Source organism: Clostridium sp. CS001, from assembly GCF_020443565.1.
Taxonomy (GTDB): Bacteria; Bacillota; Clostridia; order Clostridiales; family Clostridiaceae; genus Clostridium_AD.
The window spans coordinates 45950-65471 of the sequence record NZ_JAIZZN010000011.1; the positions used below are offsets into that span (position 1 = coordinate 45950).

Genomic DNA, 19522 nt, shown 5'->3' on the forward strand with positions numbered 1-19522 from the left:
TCGGCTATTTGGTAGTAGCCGCTTCTGCTTGTGTAATAAAATCTTCCGAACTAATTCCTGCAATCTCCATCATATCCCCATCTACCATCATTTTTACTAAGCCTTTAAAATCTACTTTTCTTTCCCACTTTAATTCTTTTTCAGCTTTAGAAGAATCTCCCCAAAGTAGCTCTACCTCTGCTGGTCTAAAGTATCTTGGGTTAATATCCACTAATTCTCTTCCAGTTTCTCTGTGGTATCCTTTTTCAGAGGCTCCAGTGCCTTGCCACACTATATCAATGCCAACTTCTTTAAATGCTAATTCCACAAATTCTCTAACAGTATGAGTTTCATTTGTTGCAATAACATAGTCTTGTGGCTTATGTTGTTGCATCAATAGCCACATAGCTTCAACATAATCACCTGCAAAGCCCCAATCTCTTTTTGCATCCATATTGCCAAGAGATAACTTTTCCTGTTTTCCTGCCATAATGCTTGCCACTGCCCTTGTTATTTTTCTTGTAACAAATGTTTCTCCTCGCCTAGGAGATTCGTGGTTAAATAATATACCGTTACAAGCAAACAAATCATAGGCCTCTCTGTAATTTACAGTTATCCAATAAGAATATAACTTTGCTACTCCATAAGGGCTCTTTGGATAAAAAGGTGTACTTTCGCTCTGTGGTGCACTACCAGGAAGACCTCCGAAAAGTTCTGAAGTTGAAGCCTGATAAAACTTACATTTAAGCCCACTTTCTTTTATGGCATCCAATAACCTTAGTGTACCTATACCATCTGTTTCTGCAGTATATTCTGGTACTTCAAATGAAACCTGAACATGACTTTGAGCTCCTAGATTATATATTTCATCTGGTTTGATTTTTTCTATTAATCTATTCAAATTACTTGAATCCGTTAAGTCTCCATGATGAAGGAATAATCTTTTATTTCCTATCTCAGGATTTTCAAACAAATGGTCTATTCGTTTTGTATTAAAACTACTTGCTCTTCTTATAATCCCATGTACTTCATAACCTTTCTCTAATAATAATTCTGTTAGGTAAGACCCATCTTGTCCTGTTATTCCAGTTATTAATGCCTTTTTCATTTAAACTACACCCCTTAATATTAACTAATTCTATCTTTAAGCTCTCTTATACTCTCCATTTCACCCTTTTTTCCAACAAATATCATGTCGTCACTTTCCACCACAAATATATCCTCAAGCCCCGATATAACTATAGGTTTTCCATTACTAATAATAATGTTATTTTTACAATCAAAATTCCTTACTTGCCCCATGCAAACATTATTATCGCAATCTTTCTTACTATATCTCTCTATAGACCCCCAGCTACCCACATCGTCCCATCCAAAGTCGCCTGGAACAACATAGATATTTTTTGCTTTTTCCATTATCCCAAAATCTACAGATACACTATCAACATTTTTATATTTTTCTTCTAGTACCCTATGGTAATCTTCTTCGCAGGTAGCGGCTATTTCGCTTAACACTTCAAAAGTATTTATCAAATACTGTCTTGTAAGTCTTAATATATTAGCTGCCTTCCAAATAAACATTCCACCATTCCACAAGTAGTTTCCATCTTCCAAATATTCTTTTGCTTTATGCAAATTCGGTTTTTCAACAAACTTCTTTACATGCCGTATCTCATATCCGTTTATTACACAATTCATGTGACTGTAGTTTATATATCCATAGCCAGTTTCCGGCCTATCTGGTTTCATTCCTATTGTAACTATTGCATCCTTATTCTTATCTACAAATTCATCAGCAGAACTTAGTACTTCTAAGAAACTTTCTTCATCATTAATGAGGTGATCTGAAGGTAATACTGCTATGGTAGCATCTCCATATATTTTATTAATATGAAAGGCTGAAAGTGCTATACAGGGTGCCGTATTCTTACCTACTGGCTCCATGATAATGTTTCTATGTGGTAAGTTAGGTAACTGCTCTCTAACAAGATCCACATATCTCTTGCCTGTCACTATAAATATTCTCTCTATAGGAATAAGCTTTTGTAGCCTTTTCACGCTTATTTGAATCATTGTATCTTCGCTAAGTAACTTTAGAAATTGTTTTGGCTTTTCTTCCGTAGACAAGGGCCAAAATCTTGTGCCTTTTCCACCTGCCATTATCAATGCACATAGCATACATTACCCTCCTTTATCAAAATCAGTTTATTTCCACCTAAGCTGTAGCCTCTATATTTGCCTTTGATAATTCCATATAGTACTGCATTGTTTCCACAATGCCGTCCGCTATCGCATACTCTGCTTCCCAACCTAACTCTTCCTTAGCCCTTTTATTATCCAAATAACTATGAAGTATATCTCCTTTTCTTGCTTCTTTATATAACACATCTACTTTGCTTTTGGCAGCACATTTCATAACTTTAAATAGTTCATTAACTGTGATTGGCCTACCTGTGCTTATATTCAATAGTTCATTATCACCTTTGCATAGTGCAAGCATATTAGCCTTAACTATATCTTTAACGTAGATAAAATCTCTTGTTTGCTTACCATCTCCAAATATAAAAGCAGTCTCATTGTTTAGTAACTTATCTACAAATATTGAAACCACGCCACCCTCACCTTTAGGATCTTGCCTTATACCATAGACATTGGAATATCTAAATATAGTGTATTTAAGACCATATATCAGTGCATAAGTTTTTATATAATGCTCTGGAGTATGTTTTGAAATCCCATAAAAGGATATTGGATTAGATAGATGATCTTCATCCACCGGAAGATACTTTGGATCTCCATATACTGCTGCTGAGGATGGATATATTATTTTTCTTATTCCAAACTCTCTGCAACATTCTAATATATTAATAGTTCCAACTATGTTGCTCTCTGCATCAAAAGCTGGCTTTTCAAATGAAGTTTGCACATCTATTTGTGCTGCATGATGTATTACTACTTCTGGGCGCTCCACTTCAAAAATCAACTTCAATTTATCCACTTCTTTTATATCACATTTATAGAATCTAGCTTCCGTATTTATATTTTTTCTACTTCCACTAGATAAATTATCTATTATACATACATCATGATTTAAATCAATTAACTCATCCACTATATGTGAAGCTATAAATCCTGCTCCCCCTGTCACTAATACTCTCATCTATGATTACTCCTCTACTAATTAATCAAATTTAAATTCCTAAATTGTGTAGCGAAATTCAGAATTTAATATTGTAAATTTCCAACTAATCTTACAAGTTACAACCTCTGATTCTCTTATATATCATTTTATATCTTATTTTACATTTTGTGTAATATCCTGTGTTTCATTATATAACCTTAGAAATTTATTTACAAGTTTAAAATCACCCAATTTAGTGCATTAATAACCATATACTCCACTTTGCATCAAATCCCTTATTCTTTTACCATATTAAGTATTTTATTTAAATAAATGTAATATCCTTGCGATAACTTTATTTACTTAATATATCTCTTTAAAGTGCTGCATTCGAGCCCTTCATTATTCTGCACCTGTCAACCTAATATGCTTTTACTTTCAAAAAAATGAAAAGATAGAATTTACATTCCAGTAAACTCTATCTCTACTTTACGATATAACTTCTATTTCTCTTTTACACGAATCCCTACAATAATAGTTTATTTTATAATAGCTAAAACATTACCTTGCCCCTTCATCCCCAAACAGCACTCCAACAGTTTTGAAAATCAGCCCAATATCTATTAATGTGGTTCTTTCTTCTATATACTGAACATCCATCTCCATCCATTCCTCAAAACTAACATCGCTTCTACCCCTAACCTGCCAGTAACAAGTTAACCCTGGTTTTGCAACTAATCTTTGTTTTTGAAAAGAGCTAAATTGTGCTACTTCTTTGGGCAGACTTGGCCTTGGTCCAACTAAGGACATTTCGCCCTTTAGTATGTTAAAAAGCTGAGGTAATTCATCTATACTTGTCTTTCTTATAAATTTTCCTACCTTAGTTACTCTCGGATCTTCTTTCATTTTGAACATAGGTCCTGACATTTCATTTTGACCTTGAAGCTTCTCTAGCAGATACTCTGCATTTGTACACATAGATCTAAATTTATACATCATGAATCCCCTACCGTCCTGTCCAATTCTCTCCTGAGTAAAAAATACAGGTCCTTTTGAACCTAGCTTAATCCAAATTGCCACTACAATCATAACCGGGGCTAGTAATAAAATTCCCCATAAGGCCCCTATAATATCGATTATTCTTTTGATTATAAAATATCCCACATTTTTCTCATATTCACTTACAATCTCTAACTGTGTCATTCCCGAATTTCTTTCCAAGCTTTGCACTTAAACTCCTCCCTTCATTTTGAAATATGAAATCCCTCTTTCCTTCCTAATCACTTATTATCACTTCATAACTTAATCTAAAATTTATACAAATTCAAAAACTTCATTTTGTTTTTGTTATTAATATTTTGATTTATACCTTTCACTTTTACTGTTATCTTACATCTTATCCAATTAAATTGATTTTAGTACATATAAATGGTAATTTTATTACAAACTGTTATTTAACCGATTTTTTCTATAAATCTCACTATACACTGGATTTAATTAATTCCATATTCCCTTCAAATGTATACTCTGTTCCTTTTGATATATATATCGTTTCTTCTTCCTTCAATTGCATTTTTTCATTGTTAGCAATTATTACCCCTTCACCATGTATTACAATATAGCTATGGAGGCGCTCATTGACTTTATCCTCATAATTCTTATCAACAATAATTTTTTCCACTTTGAAATAAGGTGTCTCTAACTTATGAAACTTATGGATTTTCCCACCTTTACTTTCACTTTCGTAATCTATAACATCTAAGGATTTCTCAATATGCACCTCTCGCCCTCTTCCCCAGTCATAGAGTCTATAAGTGATATTGCTATTTTGTTGTACCTCAATAAGCTTTACCCCTGCCTCTATGGCATGAACAGTACCTGCTGGTATATATATAAAGTCTCCTTTTTTAATATTAATTCGCTCTAAATACTCAACCAATTTACCTTCTTTTATGATTGTTCTTAACTTTTCTTTATTTAGCCCCTTCTTTATTCCCAGTACTAAAGTTGCCCCTTCCTCTGCTTCTAAGATATACCAACACTCAGTTTTTCCATTAGTTTTTTCAACTCTATTAGCATAATCATCATTTGGATGAACTTGCACAGATAAAGCACCTTGTGATTTTATAATCTTATTTAAGATTGGGAAATTAAAACCATCCTCTAAAACTGCTGCCAATTCCTGCCCTTTATAAATTCCTTCTTCTATTTTAGATTTCCCCTCTTCATTACATGAAAGTACCCATTTTTCCCATCCCCATATCTTTTCAATTAAACATGGTTCTAATTTTAAAATGGACCCATCAAACATCTTAACTCCCCCAGTTCTTCAGTTTTTTAGAGAAAATAAACCACTGCTATTCCTTGAAAACTCCACAATAAAATTACGGACGAAATAAAACTCCACTATTATAGATTCTTCTATAAGAATGGAGTGGTTTCACTATTCGCTCAACATATTCAAAGTGACCATTTCAGAATATGTTTCATTGCTTCCAATAACTTTATTACATTTATTTAGCCTACAAATATTATTATATTTTATATGGTAAATTTTTACTATTAGAATATTAATCTAAATTACTACTGATTTTTTTAATATATTGCATAATTTTAATATTAAGCTTTCATTACTTCGCTAATATGTCATTAATTTATCCTTTTATAAATTAATTTCTCATTATTTAGTGAAAATAACTATATGGGTAATTTGATTGCAACCGATTATATATAACCCTTCATAAGATTCTAATTTAACAACAAAAAAATTATGATTATAGTAATAATCATAATTAGAGAAAGTTTGAAATTCCTAGTTAGTTTCTTTCTTATGTTTGCTGTGATTTTAATGCAGCTTAGCTTTTTTGTTAGTCTTAAAGTTTTAAACGGAGACTTTTATAAAAGCACACTTAGCAAAAGTGACTACTTCCACTTAATAAGAAAGGATATAGATTTCGGTTTTAAAAACCTAAGTATGATAACCTCTATCTCAGAGGAAACATTTACTAGCTCAGTAAGTGATGCTGCTATTATAGACCTTTCCAATAGAAATATATGTATCGCTGAGTCCTATATGAAATATGATAAGCGCTATATTGTTAATCTATATATTTGCTACATTATTTATGATGACTTTATTGGTATTTTTGAATGGGAGGAGCCCCAGAGGAGTGTTCTTATGGATAGGTTCAAGCCTTATACCGGCATCTATAATAACACTTGTTCCTTATATTTTAGCCTTGTATTATAAAATCCCAAATAGATTCTCTATCTAAAAAAGATTTCCAGACCGCATCAAGATAATACCTTGAATCTCTATTTCACGGCAAAAAACCCACCAAAATATTATTTCAGTCCACCCGATACCCTTACAAATATTAGGAACAAGTTGGACAACTTTTGTTTGCTATTCTGAAGAATTATAAACTTGCTGATGAAATCTGCGGGACAACGGGACAAGTGCTGCAGGAGATAGTTATTCAATAAGAAAAGCACAATTTGCATATGGAATTTATACTATGGTTTCGGCTTTATTTAAAGGGATTATTCGAAACACTGTATGGCTTGGTCATGCAGGACTCAAAATATGATTTAGCAATTTAATTAGCCATAAAGTTTCTAACTTACAGTTTAACGGGTATTTATGTTTTATTATATGAATAATCCTTGAATAACTGAAATATGCTTTTCTTTTTCATTAATTTTTGCACATTAACTTCAATATCTTCATCTAAAAGTAACAGTTCTAAATTTCTAGATATTTTTTTCTCTATTTCACTATCTATTGTCTTTGCTGCTTTAAATCCACCTATAAGACCTGGGCATCTTCTATTTATAGAATGAGCATCTGAGGCTATGAAGTTTGCTAGACCTTCTTTCACCAATAGCTTAGCACAACTTTGAACCTTTTTTCCAAATATACCTTCTAAGCTTCCCGTATTAATTTGAAAATTACAGCCCTCTGCAATAAAATCATTTATATTAGTTGGTACTTCATATATATATTTATATCTTTCTGGGTGTGCAATTATCGGTTTAATATCAAGAAGCCTTAGTTCATAAATTAAATCCAAAGCGTCCCTCGGCAACTTATCCATGGGAAATTCAATAAGCATGTAGCTTGTTCCGTTTATCCCCCTTAGCTTGCCTTCCTTACATAACTTCAAAGAATGTTTATCTAGCATTACCTCTTGTCCTAAAAGCATTTCTACATTTATGCCAGCTAATGCAGCAGCAATTTTTAATTCCTTATACAGGTCAAAAACCTCTTCATAGTGATTTTCGTATATGCCCTTTATATAATGTGGAGTAGCTACTATGGTTTTAGTGCCTCTATCTTGTGCTAATTTTAGCATTTCAATGCTCATTTTCATGTTCTTTGATCCATCATCTATTCCTGGAAGTATATGACTATGAATATCAATCATCCTTACACCTTCTTATCACATTTTATAAACTTTAGTGCTTCTTACCCTTACCCTTTTCTTTCCCTTCCCTTTGAAACGCCCCCTGAGCATTTATTTCTCCCCCTACGAGTATTATTATGGAGGTTATATAAAGCCATAACATAAGTACTATTACTGCTCCAATCCCACCATACACACTTGAATAATTGTTGAAGTTATTCACATAATATGCAAATCCTAAAGAAGCTACTAACCAACCTAGGGTTGTAAAGATGGCTCCGGGTACTACCTCTTTCCAATTTAGTCTCCTGCAAGGAGTAAAATGATATAATGCTGCAAATATAAATATCATCCCTCCTAGAATCACTACATATCTTAGTATATCAAAGCCCAATATAAAACTACTAGATACATCAAAGCGTGCTTGAATAACTCCACCTATGGTTTGCCCAAATACTATCAATGCCACTACTCCTATAATAGCAAGTGCAAGACCCATCATAAATAACATAGAAATACTAAGGGTTTTCCAGTAAGGCCTAGTTTCTTTTTCATCATAGGCTTTGTTTAGGCCTCTAATTATGGATCTAAACCCACTGGACCCAGTCCAAACTAATCCCATTATACTTAATGGTAGTAAATTTCCACTTTTTGAATCAAATACTTGTATAACCGTAGTATAAATTAGATCAAAAGAATCCTTGGGCATTATCTGACTTAAGTATATTAGCACATCCTTACTTTGCAAGTCACTATACCCTAACATACTAAGTAAAAGAAGTAAAAACGGAAAAAATGATAGCAATAAATAATAAGTAACTTGTGCTGCTAAGGCATCAATCTCATCATCAATAACCCTTGCTATAAGTTGTTTTAGACTAATTAACATAAAATCACCACCTACTGTACTTATTTTAATAAAATATTAAAATATAACGTTCATTATATAATATATATTATACACCTACATAATTCCATATTTAAGCCTATAATTCCTCTTTATATTAGCCTATCCACTTAAGTCCGTATATAGTTACTTTAAGTCCTACCTCTGATATAATATGTATTATAAGCCCATTTTATTAATAATTAAAAGGAGTTTTGATCTATGAGATTAGCACTAGCTCAATTAAACATTGCTTTTGAAGATAAACTTGCAAATAAAGAAACTGTCCTACAATTCATAAAACATGCATCTTCTGATAAGGTTGATATAATACTTTTCCCCGAAATGACTTTAACAGGATTTTCTATGAATACTTCTCTTATAGGTGAAACTAATAAAGAAACTACAGAATTCTTCAAAGAAATCAGTACTAAATTTGATATTATCATCGGTTTTGGATATGTAGATGGTACCTCTAACAGTAAAAATAAATATTCTATAGTGTCCCCTCATCAGGACGAACTTATAAATTATAGTAAAATTCATCTCTTTTCCTTTGCCTTCGAAAATGAATTTTATGAAAGTGGAAATGAGCTTAGCTTTTTAAATACCTTGGATTTTACTATTTGCCCTTTAATCTGCTACGACTTGCGCTTTCCAGAAATATTTCAAATAGCTTCAAAAACTGCAAACTTAATTACCGTTGCCGCTAACTGGCCTGTAGAGCGCCGTGATCACTGGATTACTTTGCTTCGTGCAAGAGCCATAGAAAATCAATGCTTTATCGCAGGCATAAACCGTGTCGGAGAAGGTAATGGGCTAAGCTATAGTGGTGACTCCATGATTATAGATCCACTTGGAAACATAATCAGTAACTTATATATGGAAGAAGGCCTTGTTATAGCTGATATCTCCCCTACAGATGTAACTGCAGTTAGAGAAAGCTTTAGGCTTAAAGAAGATAGAAAAGAAACCTTGTATTACAATATGGGTTTATAATTGTACTATTCCTTAGAACATAGGAATAGTACAATATATTTTCAGATAATTTTAAATTTATCCACAATTAAAAAGAAGTTATCCACCAAAAGGGGATAACTTCTTATATTTATGCACAGAAGTAGCTATATATTTCTGATAATAATGAATTTTTATAAGCCTTTTTCGCTCTATATAGAATAATTATGCACAGGTTGAAGTCTTAATTTATTTGAATCATAACATTTTATAAATATATTTGAAAAATATAAATACTTCTACTATAAGTATAAGTGGTATCCCTATGACAAATTTATTATGCTTAGTTTTATGCCTAAATAAACGCATACCCATAAATATACCCAAAGCACCATAAGCAACTGCTATAGCAAAAAGAGTATTCTCTGGCGTCCTCCATTTGCCTCTTCGTGATTTCTTTTTATCTGAATACATCACAAAAATGCCCAATAAATTGATAAACAAAAGATAATACAAAAAAAACTTCATGCTTTCTCCTTCCTTCATACCTTTCTTAAAATTCCCAACCTTAAAGGCGTAGCCTAACGGCTAAAACATTTTTGGATGGCTTAGTAACAATTCTTTTATTAATATATAGCTACGCTAATGTATTCAAAGAGTTGTCTCAGTTTTTCAAAATAGATTCTCTATCTTTACCCATATCAAAGACGCAGCCTATCGGCTAAAACCCTTTTGGACTTACTTAGGTATAAATCCTTATTAATATATATCTACACCAACATATTCAAAGAATTGTCTCAGATTTTCAAAAGTAGTTTTCATACCTTTATTCATACCAAAGACACAGCCTATCGGCTAAAACCTTTTCAAGTGCCCTCCTGCAATTCCGAATAGGACAACACACTTTATCCTACAATACCCCCCCCCACACATCACCCCCAAATATAGATACATATAATTGTATGAAATTTCTCCGAAGTGACTTGCAATAAGAAGCAACGATGCTGTTAAATTTGATTTAGAAATTCTTCTTTTGCGAGTGTAAAATTCTCGTGACCCTGCCAGGATGCATAACAATTAATAATTGTTATGTCCCCCAGAGACCTACCCAGAGGTGGGTAGCGAACCCGAGACAGGACGTCGAGTGTGAGCGCCAGAGAATTTTACATGAGCAAAAGATTAGAATTTCTTAATCAAATTTCCAGCTTCCAGCTCTTATGCAAGGCACGTAGGAGAAATTTCATACCCTATCCTGTACCTTTAACTATATTCTAATTTAACCTTGCTTCCTCCTTGTCCTTGTTCTGCCGGAGTTACTATCAGCTTTATTGGAACCCTATTCTTAAGCTCCTCCACATGACTTATTATTCCCACAGACAACGTACTAGAATGAAGCTTCTCTAGTGAGTTCATTACTATGTCTAAAAGTTCTGTATCTAAAGTTCCAAAACCCTCATCTAAAAAGAAGAACTCAAGTGGTGCGCTTCCTTTCATTTGAATTTGCGAAGATAATGCTAGTGCAAGACATAGTGACGTTAAGAAGGTTTCTCCACCTGATAGGGTGTTAGTTTCACGTCTTCTACCTCCATTAAAATCATCCCTCATTACAAAAGCTCCCTCAGAATCAAGTTCTAGGGCATAACGTCCTCTAGTTATATCCTTCAACCTCTTTGAAGCCTCCATGGATATATACTTTAGCTGCTTCATGGCTACATACTCCACAAACTTATTTCCTTGAATTAAGGTGTCAAGTTCCCTTAAAAGACTAAGTTTATGATCTATTTCTCGTCTTTTTATAACAAGCGCTTTAATTTCTTCTATCTTTCTTCCCATGTCCTCTAAGCTGAGAGTTTGAGCACCTATAGCTTTACTTTTTTCCTCTAAGATATTTTGCACTATTTCTCTTTGTTTTTTCAAGCCTTCAAAGAAAACAGGGTCTATTTCTTTTCCCTTAAGAAGTTTTTCTACTCTTTGCAAGTTATCTAAGACGCTACGCACAGCTTCTTCATACTTCTTTATTTCTTCTTCTATTATAATCATTACTTCTTTACTAATTAAATAACTATAAGCAGTTTCACTATCTTCAAAGAAATTCTCTTTAAGTGATAGATTTAATCTTTCTTCGCCTTGCTCTAGCAGAGTTATTAGCATTTCACCTTTCTTTTCCTGAGTAATTTTCTGAGTTTCTAGTCCTTGCTTTTCTATATTTTCTTTTTCTAAAAGTTCTCTTAATCTAGCTTCCCTCAAAGTTATTTCTTTAATTTCATCTCTTGTTTTCTGTATTTCAACTTTTGGAGAAAACTCTTTAGAGTTAGCAAACTCTAAAGAGGTCGTAAATCCACAAAGCTCCATAGCTTGACTAGTAAGGCCTTCTATTTCAGCTTTCTTTTCCTTACCACTGGTTTCTATTTCAGCTTTTTTGGTATTAAGATCTTTTAATATTTGGTCTACTTCTAGTCTTTGCTTTTCTGTAGTTACTAACTCTGCGCGATGCTTTCTAGCTATTGCTATTAGTTTTACTGCATCATTATCTGCTGCTTTAACTTGCTGCAACTTTTCTTTTATTGATAAAGGAGTTGTACCATTAATTGGCTCTTTTGCAAGTGAGTTTTCTGCCTTATATAGTTCTTCTTTTAAAAGCTCATAATTCTCTTGCAAAAGCTTTAGTTTCTCTGTAGCAATAGATAATTCTTTGTCGTTAGATGCATGGGCTTCTTTTTCCTTTTTTAAGCCTTCTCCTAGTTTTGCTTCTGAGCTGTCTGCCTTACTTTTTTCCTCACGTAGTGCAATTAATGCTAAGTCCAACTCAGTTTTTTGCTTGTTGTAGCTTTCTAAATCTCCCTTAAACTTAAGCAGTGCTACTTCACTTTCACTTTTCTGTGCTCGCATCTCCTCAATATTTATATCACCTAGCTTTTCACAAACTATAGCTAATTGGCCATTTATATTTTCTTGGTCACGTAAAAGTTCTGCAGCTTTAATTTGCTCCATATGAAAATCTTTACGTATTTTTTCTAAGTTTAACTCTTCTCTTTGTTTTAAGCTTTTCTTTACTTCTAAAGTATCATTTACTATTGCTTTGGCACTGTGAGGATGCTGATTCGAACCACATACTGGGCATGGATCTCCTTCTTTTAAATCATATGCAAGGACAGCTGCCATAGCTTCCTGTTCTATTAACTTTATCTCTTCATCTATAGCTTTTATCTGAGCTACACTTAACTCTATTACTTCTTCCGTATTTTTTAAATTTAGCTTAAGTTTCTCACTTTCAATATTTATAATGTTATACTTTTTTTGGAGTTCTTCTTTTATTTTACGGTTTTCTACAGCTTTTTCTAGATTATCCTGAAGGGTACTGTAATCCTTTTGTTTTTCTAACAGCAGATTATTATCTCCCGGGAAATTATTCGCTATTGTATTACCTTTTTCTTGCAAAACAACTAATTTATTTTGTATGCTTGCCTGAAGTAGAATAGCCTCTTTATACATTGTAGAAGTTGTATCTATATCTTTTTTCAAGATGCTGTCTTTACTTTTAAGCTCTTCTACATTTTTCTGAGTAGATGCAACTTCTAGTTCACTGTTATAGGTGTTTTGGAGTTTTTCTCTATATTCTGGCAATACTTCTGTTTTACTTAAACTTTCTTCTACCATTTCTATCTGTATCTCTAGCTTTGCTTTATTTGTTTCTAGTGAATTGTGACTTAAAGTGTTTTTATTTATATTTATCATAAGCTCTTTATGCTTTTCTAAAAGAATATTCTTTTCACTAGCAATATAAGCTATTTTTTCTTCAATAACTATTGCTTGCTTTAAGTTAGCTTCCTTTTCAATTAAAATAGGAAGTTTATTGTTTTTATTGTTAAAGGCTTCCTCATATGAAGCTTTTGTATTATTTAGCCTTTCACAGGTAACCTTAAAATCACTACTTATTTTTTCAAGGGCAGTTTTGTTTACAGAAAGACTTTCTTTAGTTTCAGCCACATTATCAATAAATGGTTTTACGTTTAGCGCTAGACGCCCTTTAGTGAAGCTTTCTCTTTTGCTTTTAATTTCTTCTTCATTTTCTTGTAACTGCCTTTGCCTTTTTATATATTGATTTTTCTCCTCTTGTATATCCCAAAGGGTTTTGTACTCAGTGTACTGATTGTCCAAAGTATTCTTCTGCACTTTAAGCTGCTTTTCTTCTTCCTTTAAATCGTCTAAAGCAGCTTGTATTTCCTTTTGGGCCTCTACACTTACATTCTCATAGCCCTTCATTTCCCCTTCTAGCTCACTTTGAGTTTTTAAGTTTTCATTTCTAATTGCTCTTATCTTGTCGTATAGCTTGGTGCCGTATTTTTCTAAGGCAAATATTCTCTCTAGCATACTTCGCCTATCTTTTCCTGTAAGCTTTAAAAACTCATTAAATTTGCCCTGTGGTAGTACTACTGAACGTGTGAAATCCTCAACTTTTAGGCCTATAATGCCTACGATGTTTTCTTCCACATCCTTTGGTCCTTCTGCAAGGATTTTGCTTTCCTCTGGATTTTCCTTATTTATTTCTATAAGCCTAGCATAGGTAGTTTTAAAATTTCCAGTTTTTAATCTCTTTATGCACCTTTCTGCTCTATACAACTTTCTAGCTTTTCCAAGTCCTATTTCAAAGTCATAGCTTATTTCTAGCACATTGGTTTCTGTATTTACAAACTCTTTAGTTTCTCTTGATACTTTACCGTAGAGAGCTATAGTTATACCATCTAATATGGTAGATTTACCACTAGCTGTGGGTCCGAAGATACCGAAAAGCCCTTTTTCTGTAAGCTTTGAAAATTCTATGGTCTGTTGTTCTACAAAGGAATTTAACCCCTTAATTTTAAGATTTACTGGTTTCATTTTCGGTTCCTCCTTCCTCTTCTTCTAGCGCTATGCTTAAAAACAATTCCATTAACTCTTTTGATGGTTCAAGTCCTGCTTTTTCTCTCATAAAATAATCCTTAAACATTTCTTCCATGGATTTTTCTTTTAAGCTTTCCAATAAGTCTTCTTCACGTTCTATATCCTCTAGTATTGGCTCTATGGAAACAATGTCTGGTCTTAACTTTCTCATTTCTTTTATGTGCTCAGTGCTGATTATTTCCTTTGTCTTTATTTCAAGATACACCCATATGTTTCTTTCACTGTGCTCCCTACATCTTTCTAGTGCATCCTCTACACTTTCACATTTCCATACTTCTATGGGCTTATAATTTCTAAATTTTATTTCTGATATTTCAGCATCACCTTGCGGCTTAACCTCCACTAGGTATGCTCCCTTGCTATAGTTTATTTCACTTTTGCTGTATTGAATTGGAGAGCCAGAATATCTTATCTTACCTTTAGTTCCTGGAACCTTTTGTGGTCTATGAAGGTGACCCAGGGCGCAGTACTGTGCATTTTCTGGAAAGCTTTTTGGAGAAACTGAAAGACTTCCCCCTAGTTGTATGCTTCTTTCTGATCCACTTTCCTCTCCTCCCATAGCATAGAGATGAGAGACTACTAGATTTACTGTATCCTCTCTGTATTTATTTGATAGTTCCTCGAAAAGTTCCCCTATTCTATCAGAATAGCTTTTTTGCCTATCTTCGTCATTTAGCTCTGTCCCTAGCACTTCATTTAATCTTTTCTCACTTGGATAAGGCAGCGTTATAATAACTGCTTTTTCTCCTCTTATGCTAAGTTCTATGAAACCTTCCCCGCTTTCTATTATTTCAAAGTCACTTTGTTTTTCAAGGTTTGACCCATCTTTAAAATTAAACTCTCCAAAGTGTCCCTGCCTTGCTATGCTCTTTGGCTCACCTAAAAGTATTACTCCATGTTCGTAGGCAAGAGAGCTAGCTGCAGCTAATCTCTCTGGGTTATCATGATTCCCTGCAACAACTAGCACTGCAGTTTTTCCACTACTTGTAATGCTTTTAAGCGTGCTATAAAACATCTTCTCAGCTCTTGCTGGTGGATTTCCATTGTCATAGATATCCCCAGCTATAAGTACCAAATCTATATTATTACTTTCTACTATTTCTATAAACTCTTGCAGAAATTCTTCTTGCTCCTCTAATCTACTGTATTGTTCTAATGTCTTACCTAGATGCCAATCTGAGGTGTGAAGTATTCTCATTTAATTGTCCCCCTTTACTTCTACGGCTTCATCACTACTAAATAAGTATAAGTAGCTTTCTTTAACTTGTTTACCTAGTGTTGCTTTGAGGGCTTTTGCATAATAATCTAGCTGAGATTTGTACTTCTCAATTATGCTATTAACTTCCCCATTTTTTACAGAATCAGTTTTATAATCTACTAGGATTATCTCTCCGTTTTCCTCAAAGTAACAGTCAATTATTCCTTGAAGCATTATCTTTTCTTCTCCATATATATCTTCCTTAAGGCTTTTATCTATATCTGTAGAACTAATTTCCATATGAAATGGAACCTCTCTTTTTAGTAGGTTTGCTTCAAAGGCTTTTACCATTCTTTGCCCTAGTGGCGTTTGGTATAATTTTATTAATTTTTCTCGCCTTACAGATTTACCTTCTTCACTTGATATTAAGCGTTTTTCTATAAGGATGTCTATTTGTGCATTTATTTCACTTACTGTTGCTACTTTAGTTAAATCTAATCTTTGAACTACTGAGTGCATTGCAGTGCCTTTTTCTGCTGGTGTTAACCCCTTTGCTTCTTCTAGAAACTTAGGTTTACTTATAAGCTTTGGCATATACATATTGTTTGAGGTTCCTTCTTCAAGTTCTATATTAAATTTCCTTTTAAGCTCTGTTACAGTAAGAACTGTAGGCATCTTTGTGGATTTTTCGTATTTGTATTTAAATCCTAGTCTTTTTTCTATTTCCCCTGCAAACTCGCACACTGCTTCATTTTTCTGAAGTTCTTTTAGCTTTTCAGCTGTACTTGCAGCAATTTCTTCCTCTTCTTTCGCACTGTTAGCCTTAACTATGTGGTCTCTATTCCAAAACCTTACTTCAAAGTTTGCAGGATGATTTAATATATTTACGTTATTATCTTCTATTTCTATTAGCTCCCTTAGAGGTTTTCCATCTGAATGTCTTATTATGGTGGGTACTATCCAATCTAAGTAGCTTTTTGCTTTTAAAATTTCATATTCTCCTAGTTTTTCATTAGCTTCTTCTAAACTAGAGCTCATTCTATTTAAGTTTCTCTCTATATTTTTCATTGCTCCAGTTATGATTAGCTTTTCCTTTGCCCTTGTAAAGGCTACGTATAGTACTCTCATTTCCTCCGAAAGACTTTCTATTTTTATCTTCTTTTTTAGCGCCTCTTTTAGTATGGTAGGATATGAAATTCTACGTACTGGGTCCACATAATCCGGACCGTAACCTAACTCATGATGAAACAATATGCTTTTATTTATATCCATAAGGTTAAAGTTTTTTCCTGCACCACTTAAGAATACCACAGGGAATTCTAATCCCTTACTTTTATGAATGCTCATTATTCTAACTACATTTTCATTTTCACCTAGGGTTTTGGCACTACCCATGTCTCCACTGCTTACCTTTAGCTTATTTATAAAGTTTATAAAATTAAATAATCCTTTATAACTAGTTTCCGCATACTGCCTAGCCCTTTGGAAAAGTACTCTTAAATTTGCTTGCCTTTGAGTTCCTGCTGGCATGGCTCCTATATAACCGTAATAACCTGTATCCGTATATAAATGCCAGATAAATTCATCTATGGGCATGTGTTTGCAGAGTTCTCTCCAGTGGTTTAATTTTTCTAAAAATTTACTGAGTTTTTTTACTACCTTTTGATTCTGCTCTTTTTCCTCTACTTCTACTTTTTCTTCTATTTCAATTTTTACTTCTGTTGATACTCTTGCTTCTGCTACTACTTCTATTGTCGAGATATTTACCATTGCCTCGTAAAAACTTATTTCCCTTTGACCTATTCTTATGTCAACTAGCTCCTCTGCAGTAAATCCACCTATAGGGGACCTAAGTACTGAAAGCATAGGAATATCTTGCCTTGGGTTATCTATAATTTGAAGTAGGCTCATAATTATTTGAATTTCTATAGTTGCAAAGTATCCTGTTCCTGTATCTGCATAAACTGGTATCCCTTCAAGTTTTAATTCCTCTAAAAAGGAAGGTGCCCAATTTGAAGTGGCACGTAGTAGGATAACAATATCCTTATAATCCACAAATCTATACGCTTTAATGTTTTTATCATATACCTTAAAAGCATCTTTACTATCACGGTACATTAATTCTTTTATTCTTTTTGCCACAATTCTAGCTTCTAGCTGAATATTTGTAGGACTTTCATCCTCTTGATCTTTACTTTGGTATTCCTCTAATTCCTCTGGATTTTCTGCCTCTTCACTACTGCCTTTGTTTTCCTCAGTTACATCTTGTATTTCCTTTTCAATAAGATGTAGCTCCACGGCTCCTCCTATAGTTCCTTGCTCCCCTGGCTCCTTAACTTGAAAGTTTGCTCCAAGGTTTAAAGCTTCCTCATCAGTATAGTCAAGCTCTCCAATATTTTTGCACATTATTTGTTTGAAGATATAGTTTACTGCATCTATAACTTGCTCTCTACTTCTAAAGTTCTTGTATAGAGTTATTTTTCTATTTTGATCCCCTTGAACCTTTGAATAGCTATTATATTTTGATAAGAACAGTTCTGGCTTTGCTTGCCTAAATCTATATATACTTTGTTTTACGTCTCCCACCATGAATACGTTTGGAGCACCTATCTTTTCTCTTGAAATTATATTTAATAACGTTTCTTGCACCATGTTACTGTCTTGATATTCATCTATTAGAATCTCTTCGTATTTGTTTCTTAATTGCACCGCTACTGATGAGGGCTCTGGTTTTCCCTGGTCATCCAGTATTACTTCTCCTTGCTCATCCTTTTGCATCAAAATGTCAAGGCAGTAGTGCTCAAAGTCGTTGAAATCTATTATAGATCTTTCTTTTTTCTTTGCTTTATATTTCTCCTGCAGGTCTATAACTAGCTGTGATAGTTCCACCATTAGAGGATATAACTGCTTTATATCCTCTAGAGCAGTGCCTGAGTTTGCTCTGATTACTTGCTGCTGAAGTTCTTGCAATTGCTTTTTTACTTTATTCCTTATTTCTTGAACTTGCTTTTGTTTTTCCTTATCTTTACATGCCTTTATTGTGGTGAGCTTTGAAAAACTTAAAACTTCAAATGTTATTGCTAAGTTTTCAAAACTATTGCTCGCAGCACTTATAAGGTCTGAAATGATTGCTAGATCAGCCTTGAAGACTTCTGTATATAATACTATAGCCTCATTTGCTTCTATTATTTTTAATGCCTTTATCATTACCTTCTCGATGCCTAATAGTTCTATTTTAATATCTCCCATTAAAACCTGTGCCCAAGAGGTATCTTGAAAGCTGTAGCCCTCTTTAATATTAAAGTCTTCTGCCTTTTGTCTTAACCACTCCGTTGGGTTTGTAGCACTCATAGCAAAGTTATAAAGGCTTAATACAATGGATTGAAGGGCTAAATCCTCTTTATTATTGCTGTAGGCTTCAACAAGATTTAAAAATCTGGAGTCCGCTTTTAGATTTTTAAAGCTAGTAAACTTCTCTGGACTTTCTTCCTCTAGGTTTTTATCTTCTGTAATACTTCTATCTTCTTCTATAATAATGGAAGCATATCTTTCTTCAAATAGTTCCTCTAGAGCTTCTTGTTTTAAAAGCACCCCCTCTGTTTGGTCTGCTATTCGAAAATTTGGGTCTAAATCTACTATATGAAAGTTGCTACGAATCACCTCAAGACAGAAGGAGTGAATAGTTGTTATGCTGGATTTATTTAATAAGGTTAATTGTCTTTGTAGCAACTTACTTTGTGGATTCTTATGAAGTTCCCTTGAAATTGCCTCTCCAATTCTTTCTCTCATTTCTGATGCAGATGCGTTGGTAAAGGTAACTACTAGCAGCTTATCTATATCTGTTGGCCTTTGTTCATCTGTTACTATTTTTATTATCCTCTCAACTAATACTGCAGTTTTCCCCGAACCTGCAGCTGCTGCTACTAAAAGATTGCAATCTCTAGTTAATATTGCCTGCTGTTGATCTTCTGTCCAGGTAACTTGCTTTTGCTCTTTTGAAGCTTCACTTTCTTTTTCTGGTATTGCCATTTTTG

12 protein-coding genes and 1 riboswitch are annotated in these 19522 nt (G+C 33.5%); of the genes, 1 reads left to right on the top strand and 11 read right to left on the bottom strand.

Annotated features, from left to right (window positions below; all coding sequences use genetic code 11):
- Positions 1–4: 4 nt before the first annotated feature.
- The 7 genes from gmd to LGK97_RS09500 form a co-directional block, all read right to left on the bottom strand.
- On the bottom strand, positions 5–1087 hold the full coding sequence (gmd, locus tag LGK97_RS09470; RefSeq protein ID WP_226259522.1) for a GDP-mannose 4,6-dehydratase: 1083 nt from the start codon (positions 1085–1087) through the stop codon (positions 5–7).
- A gap of 20 nt (positions 1088–1107) precedes the next feature.
- Positions 1108–2157: a mannose-1-phosphate guanylyltransferase gene (locus tag LGK97_RS09475; RefSeq protein ID WP_226259523.1), complete on the bottom strand. Its 1050-nt coding sequence runs from the start codon at positions 2155–2157 to the stop codon at positions 1108–1110.
- 37 nt (positions 2158–2194) lie between these two features.
- The gene (locus tag LGK97_RS09480; RefSeq protein WP_226259524.1) at positions 2195–3139 is read right to left on the bottom strand and encodes an NAD-dependent epimerase/dehydratase family protein; all 945 of its coding nucleotides are present in this window, start codon (positions 3137–3139) and stop codon (positions 2195–2197) included.
- Positions 3140–3661: 522 nt separating this feature from the next.
- Positions 3662–4330, bottom strand: a complete 669-nt coding sequence (locus tag LGK97_RS09485) for a sugar transferase (RefSeq protein ID WP_413228428.1) — start codon at positions 4328–4330, stop codon at positions 3662–3664.
- A 250-nt stretch (positions 4331–4580) separates the two neighbouring features.
- On the bottom strand, positions 4581–5411 hold the full coding sequence (locus tag LGK97_RS09490; protein WP_226259525.1) for a class I mannose-6-phosphate isomerase: 831 nt from the start codon (positions 5409–5411) through the stop codon (positions 4581–4583).
- A gap of 112 nt (positions 5412–5523) precedes the next feature.
- A riboswitch (cyclic di-GMP riboswitch) is annotated at positions 5524–5606 on the bottom strand.
- Between the two features lie 1135 nt (positions 5607–6741).
- Complete coding sequence (locus tag LGK97_RS09495) at positions 6742–7527, bottom strand: tyrosine-protein phosphatase (protein WP_226259526.1); 786 nt, start codon at positions 7525–7527, stop codon at positions 6742–6744.
- A 31-nt stretch (positions 7528–7558) separates the two neighbouring features.
- On the bottom strand, positions 7559–8395 hold the full coding sequence (locus tag LGK97_RS09500) for a YihY/virulence factor BrkB family protein (protein WP_226259527.1): 837 nt from the start codon (positions 8393–8395) through the stop codon (positions 7559–7561).
- Positions 8396–8614: 219 nt separating this feature from the next.
- Here LGK97_RS09500 and LGK97_RS09505 point away from each other — a divergent pair, with 219 nt between their 5' ends.
- The gene (locus LGK97_RS09505; RefSeq protein WP_226259528.1) at positions 8615–9391 is read left to right on the top strand and encodes a nitrilase-related carbon-nitrogen hydrolase; all 777 of its coding nucleotides are present in this window, start codon (positions 8615–8617) and stop codon (positions 9389–9391) included.
- Positions 9392–9607: 216 nt separating this feature from the next.
- Here the strand turns inward: LGK97_RS09505 and LGK97_RS09510 are convergent, their stop codons facing one another.
- The 4 genes from LGK97_RS09510 to addA all read right to left on the bottom strand — a co-directional run bounded on the left by LGK97_RS09510 (position 9608) and on the right by addA (position 19517).
- Positions 9608–9877: a DUF1294 domain-containing protein gene (locus LGK97_RS09510; RefSeq protein WP_226259529.1), complete on the bottom strand. Its 270-nt coding sequence runs from the start codon at positions 9875–9877 to the stop codon at positions 9608–9610.
- Positions 9878–10609: 732 nt separating this feature from the next.
- The gene (locus LGK97_RS09515; RefSeq protein WP_226259530.1) at positions 10610–14227 is read right to left on the bottom strand and encodes an AAA family ATPase; all 3618 of its coding nucleotides are present in this window, start codon (positions 14225–14227) and stop codon (positions 10610–10612) included.
- Entirely contained in the window at positions 14208–15488 is a 1281-nt protein-coding gene (locus LGK97_RS09520) for an exonuclease SbcCD subunit D (RefSeq protein WP_226259531.1), read from the bottom strand. Before LGK97_RS09520 ends, LGK97_RS09515 begins: the two co-directional genes overlap by 20 nt.
- The gene (gene addA, locus LGK97_RS09525; protein ID WP_226259573.1) at positions 15489–19517 is read right to left on the bottom strand and encodes a helicase-exonuclease AddAB subunit AddA; all 4029 of its coding nucleotides are present in this window, start codon (positions 19515–19517) and stop codon (positions 15489–15491) included.
- Positions 19518–19522: the final 5 nt, after the last annotated feature.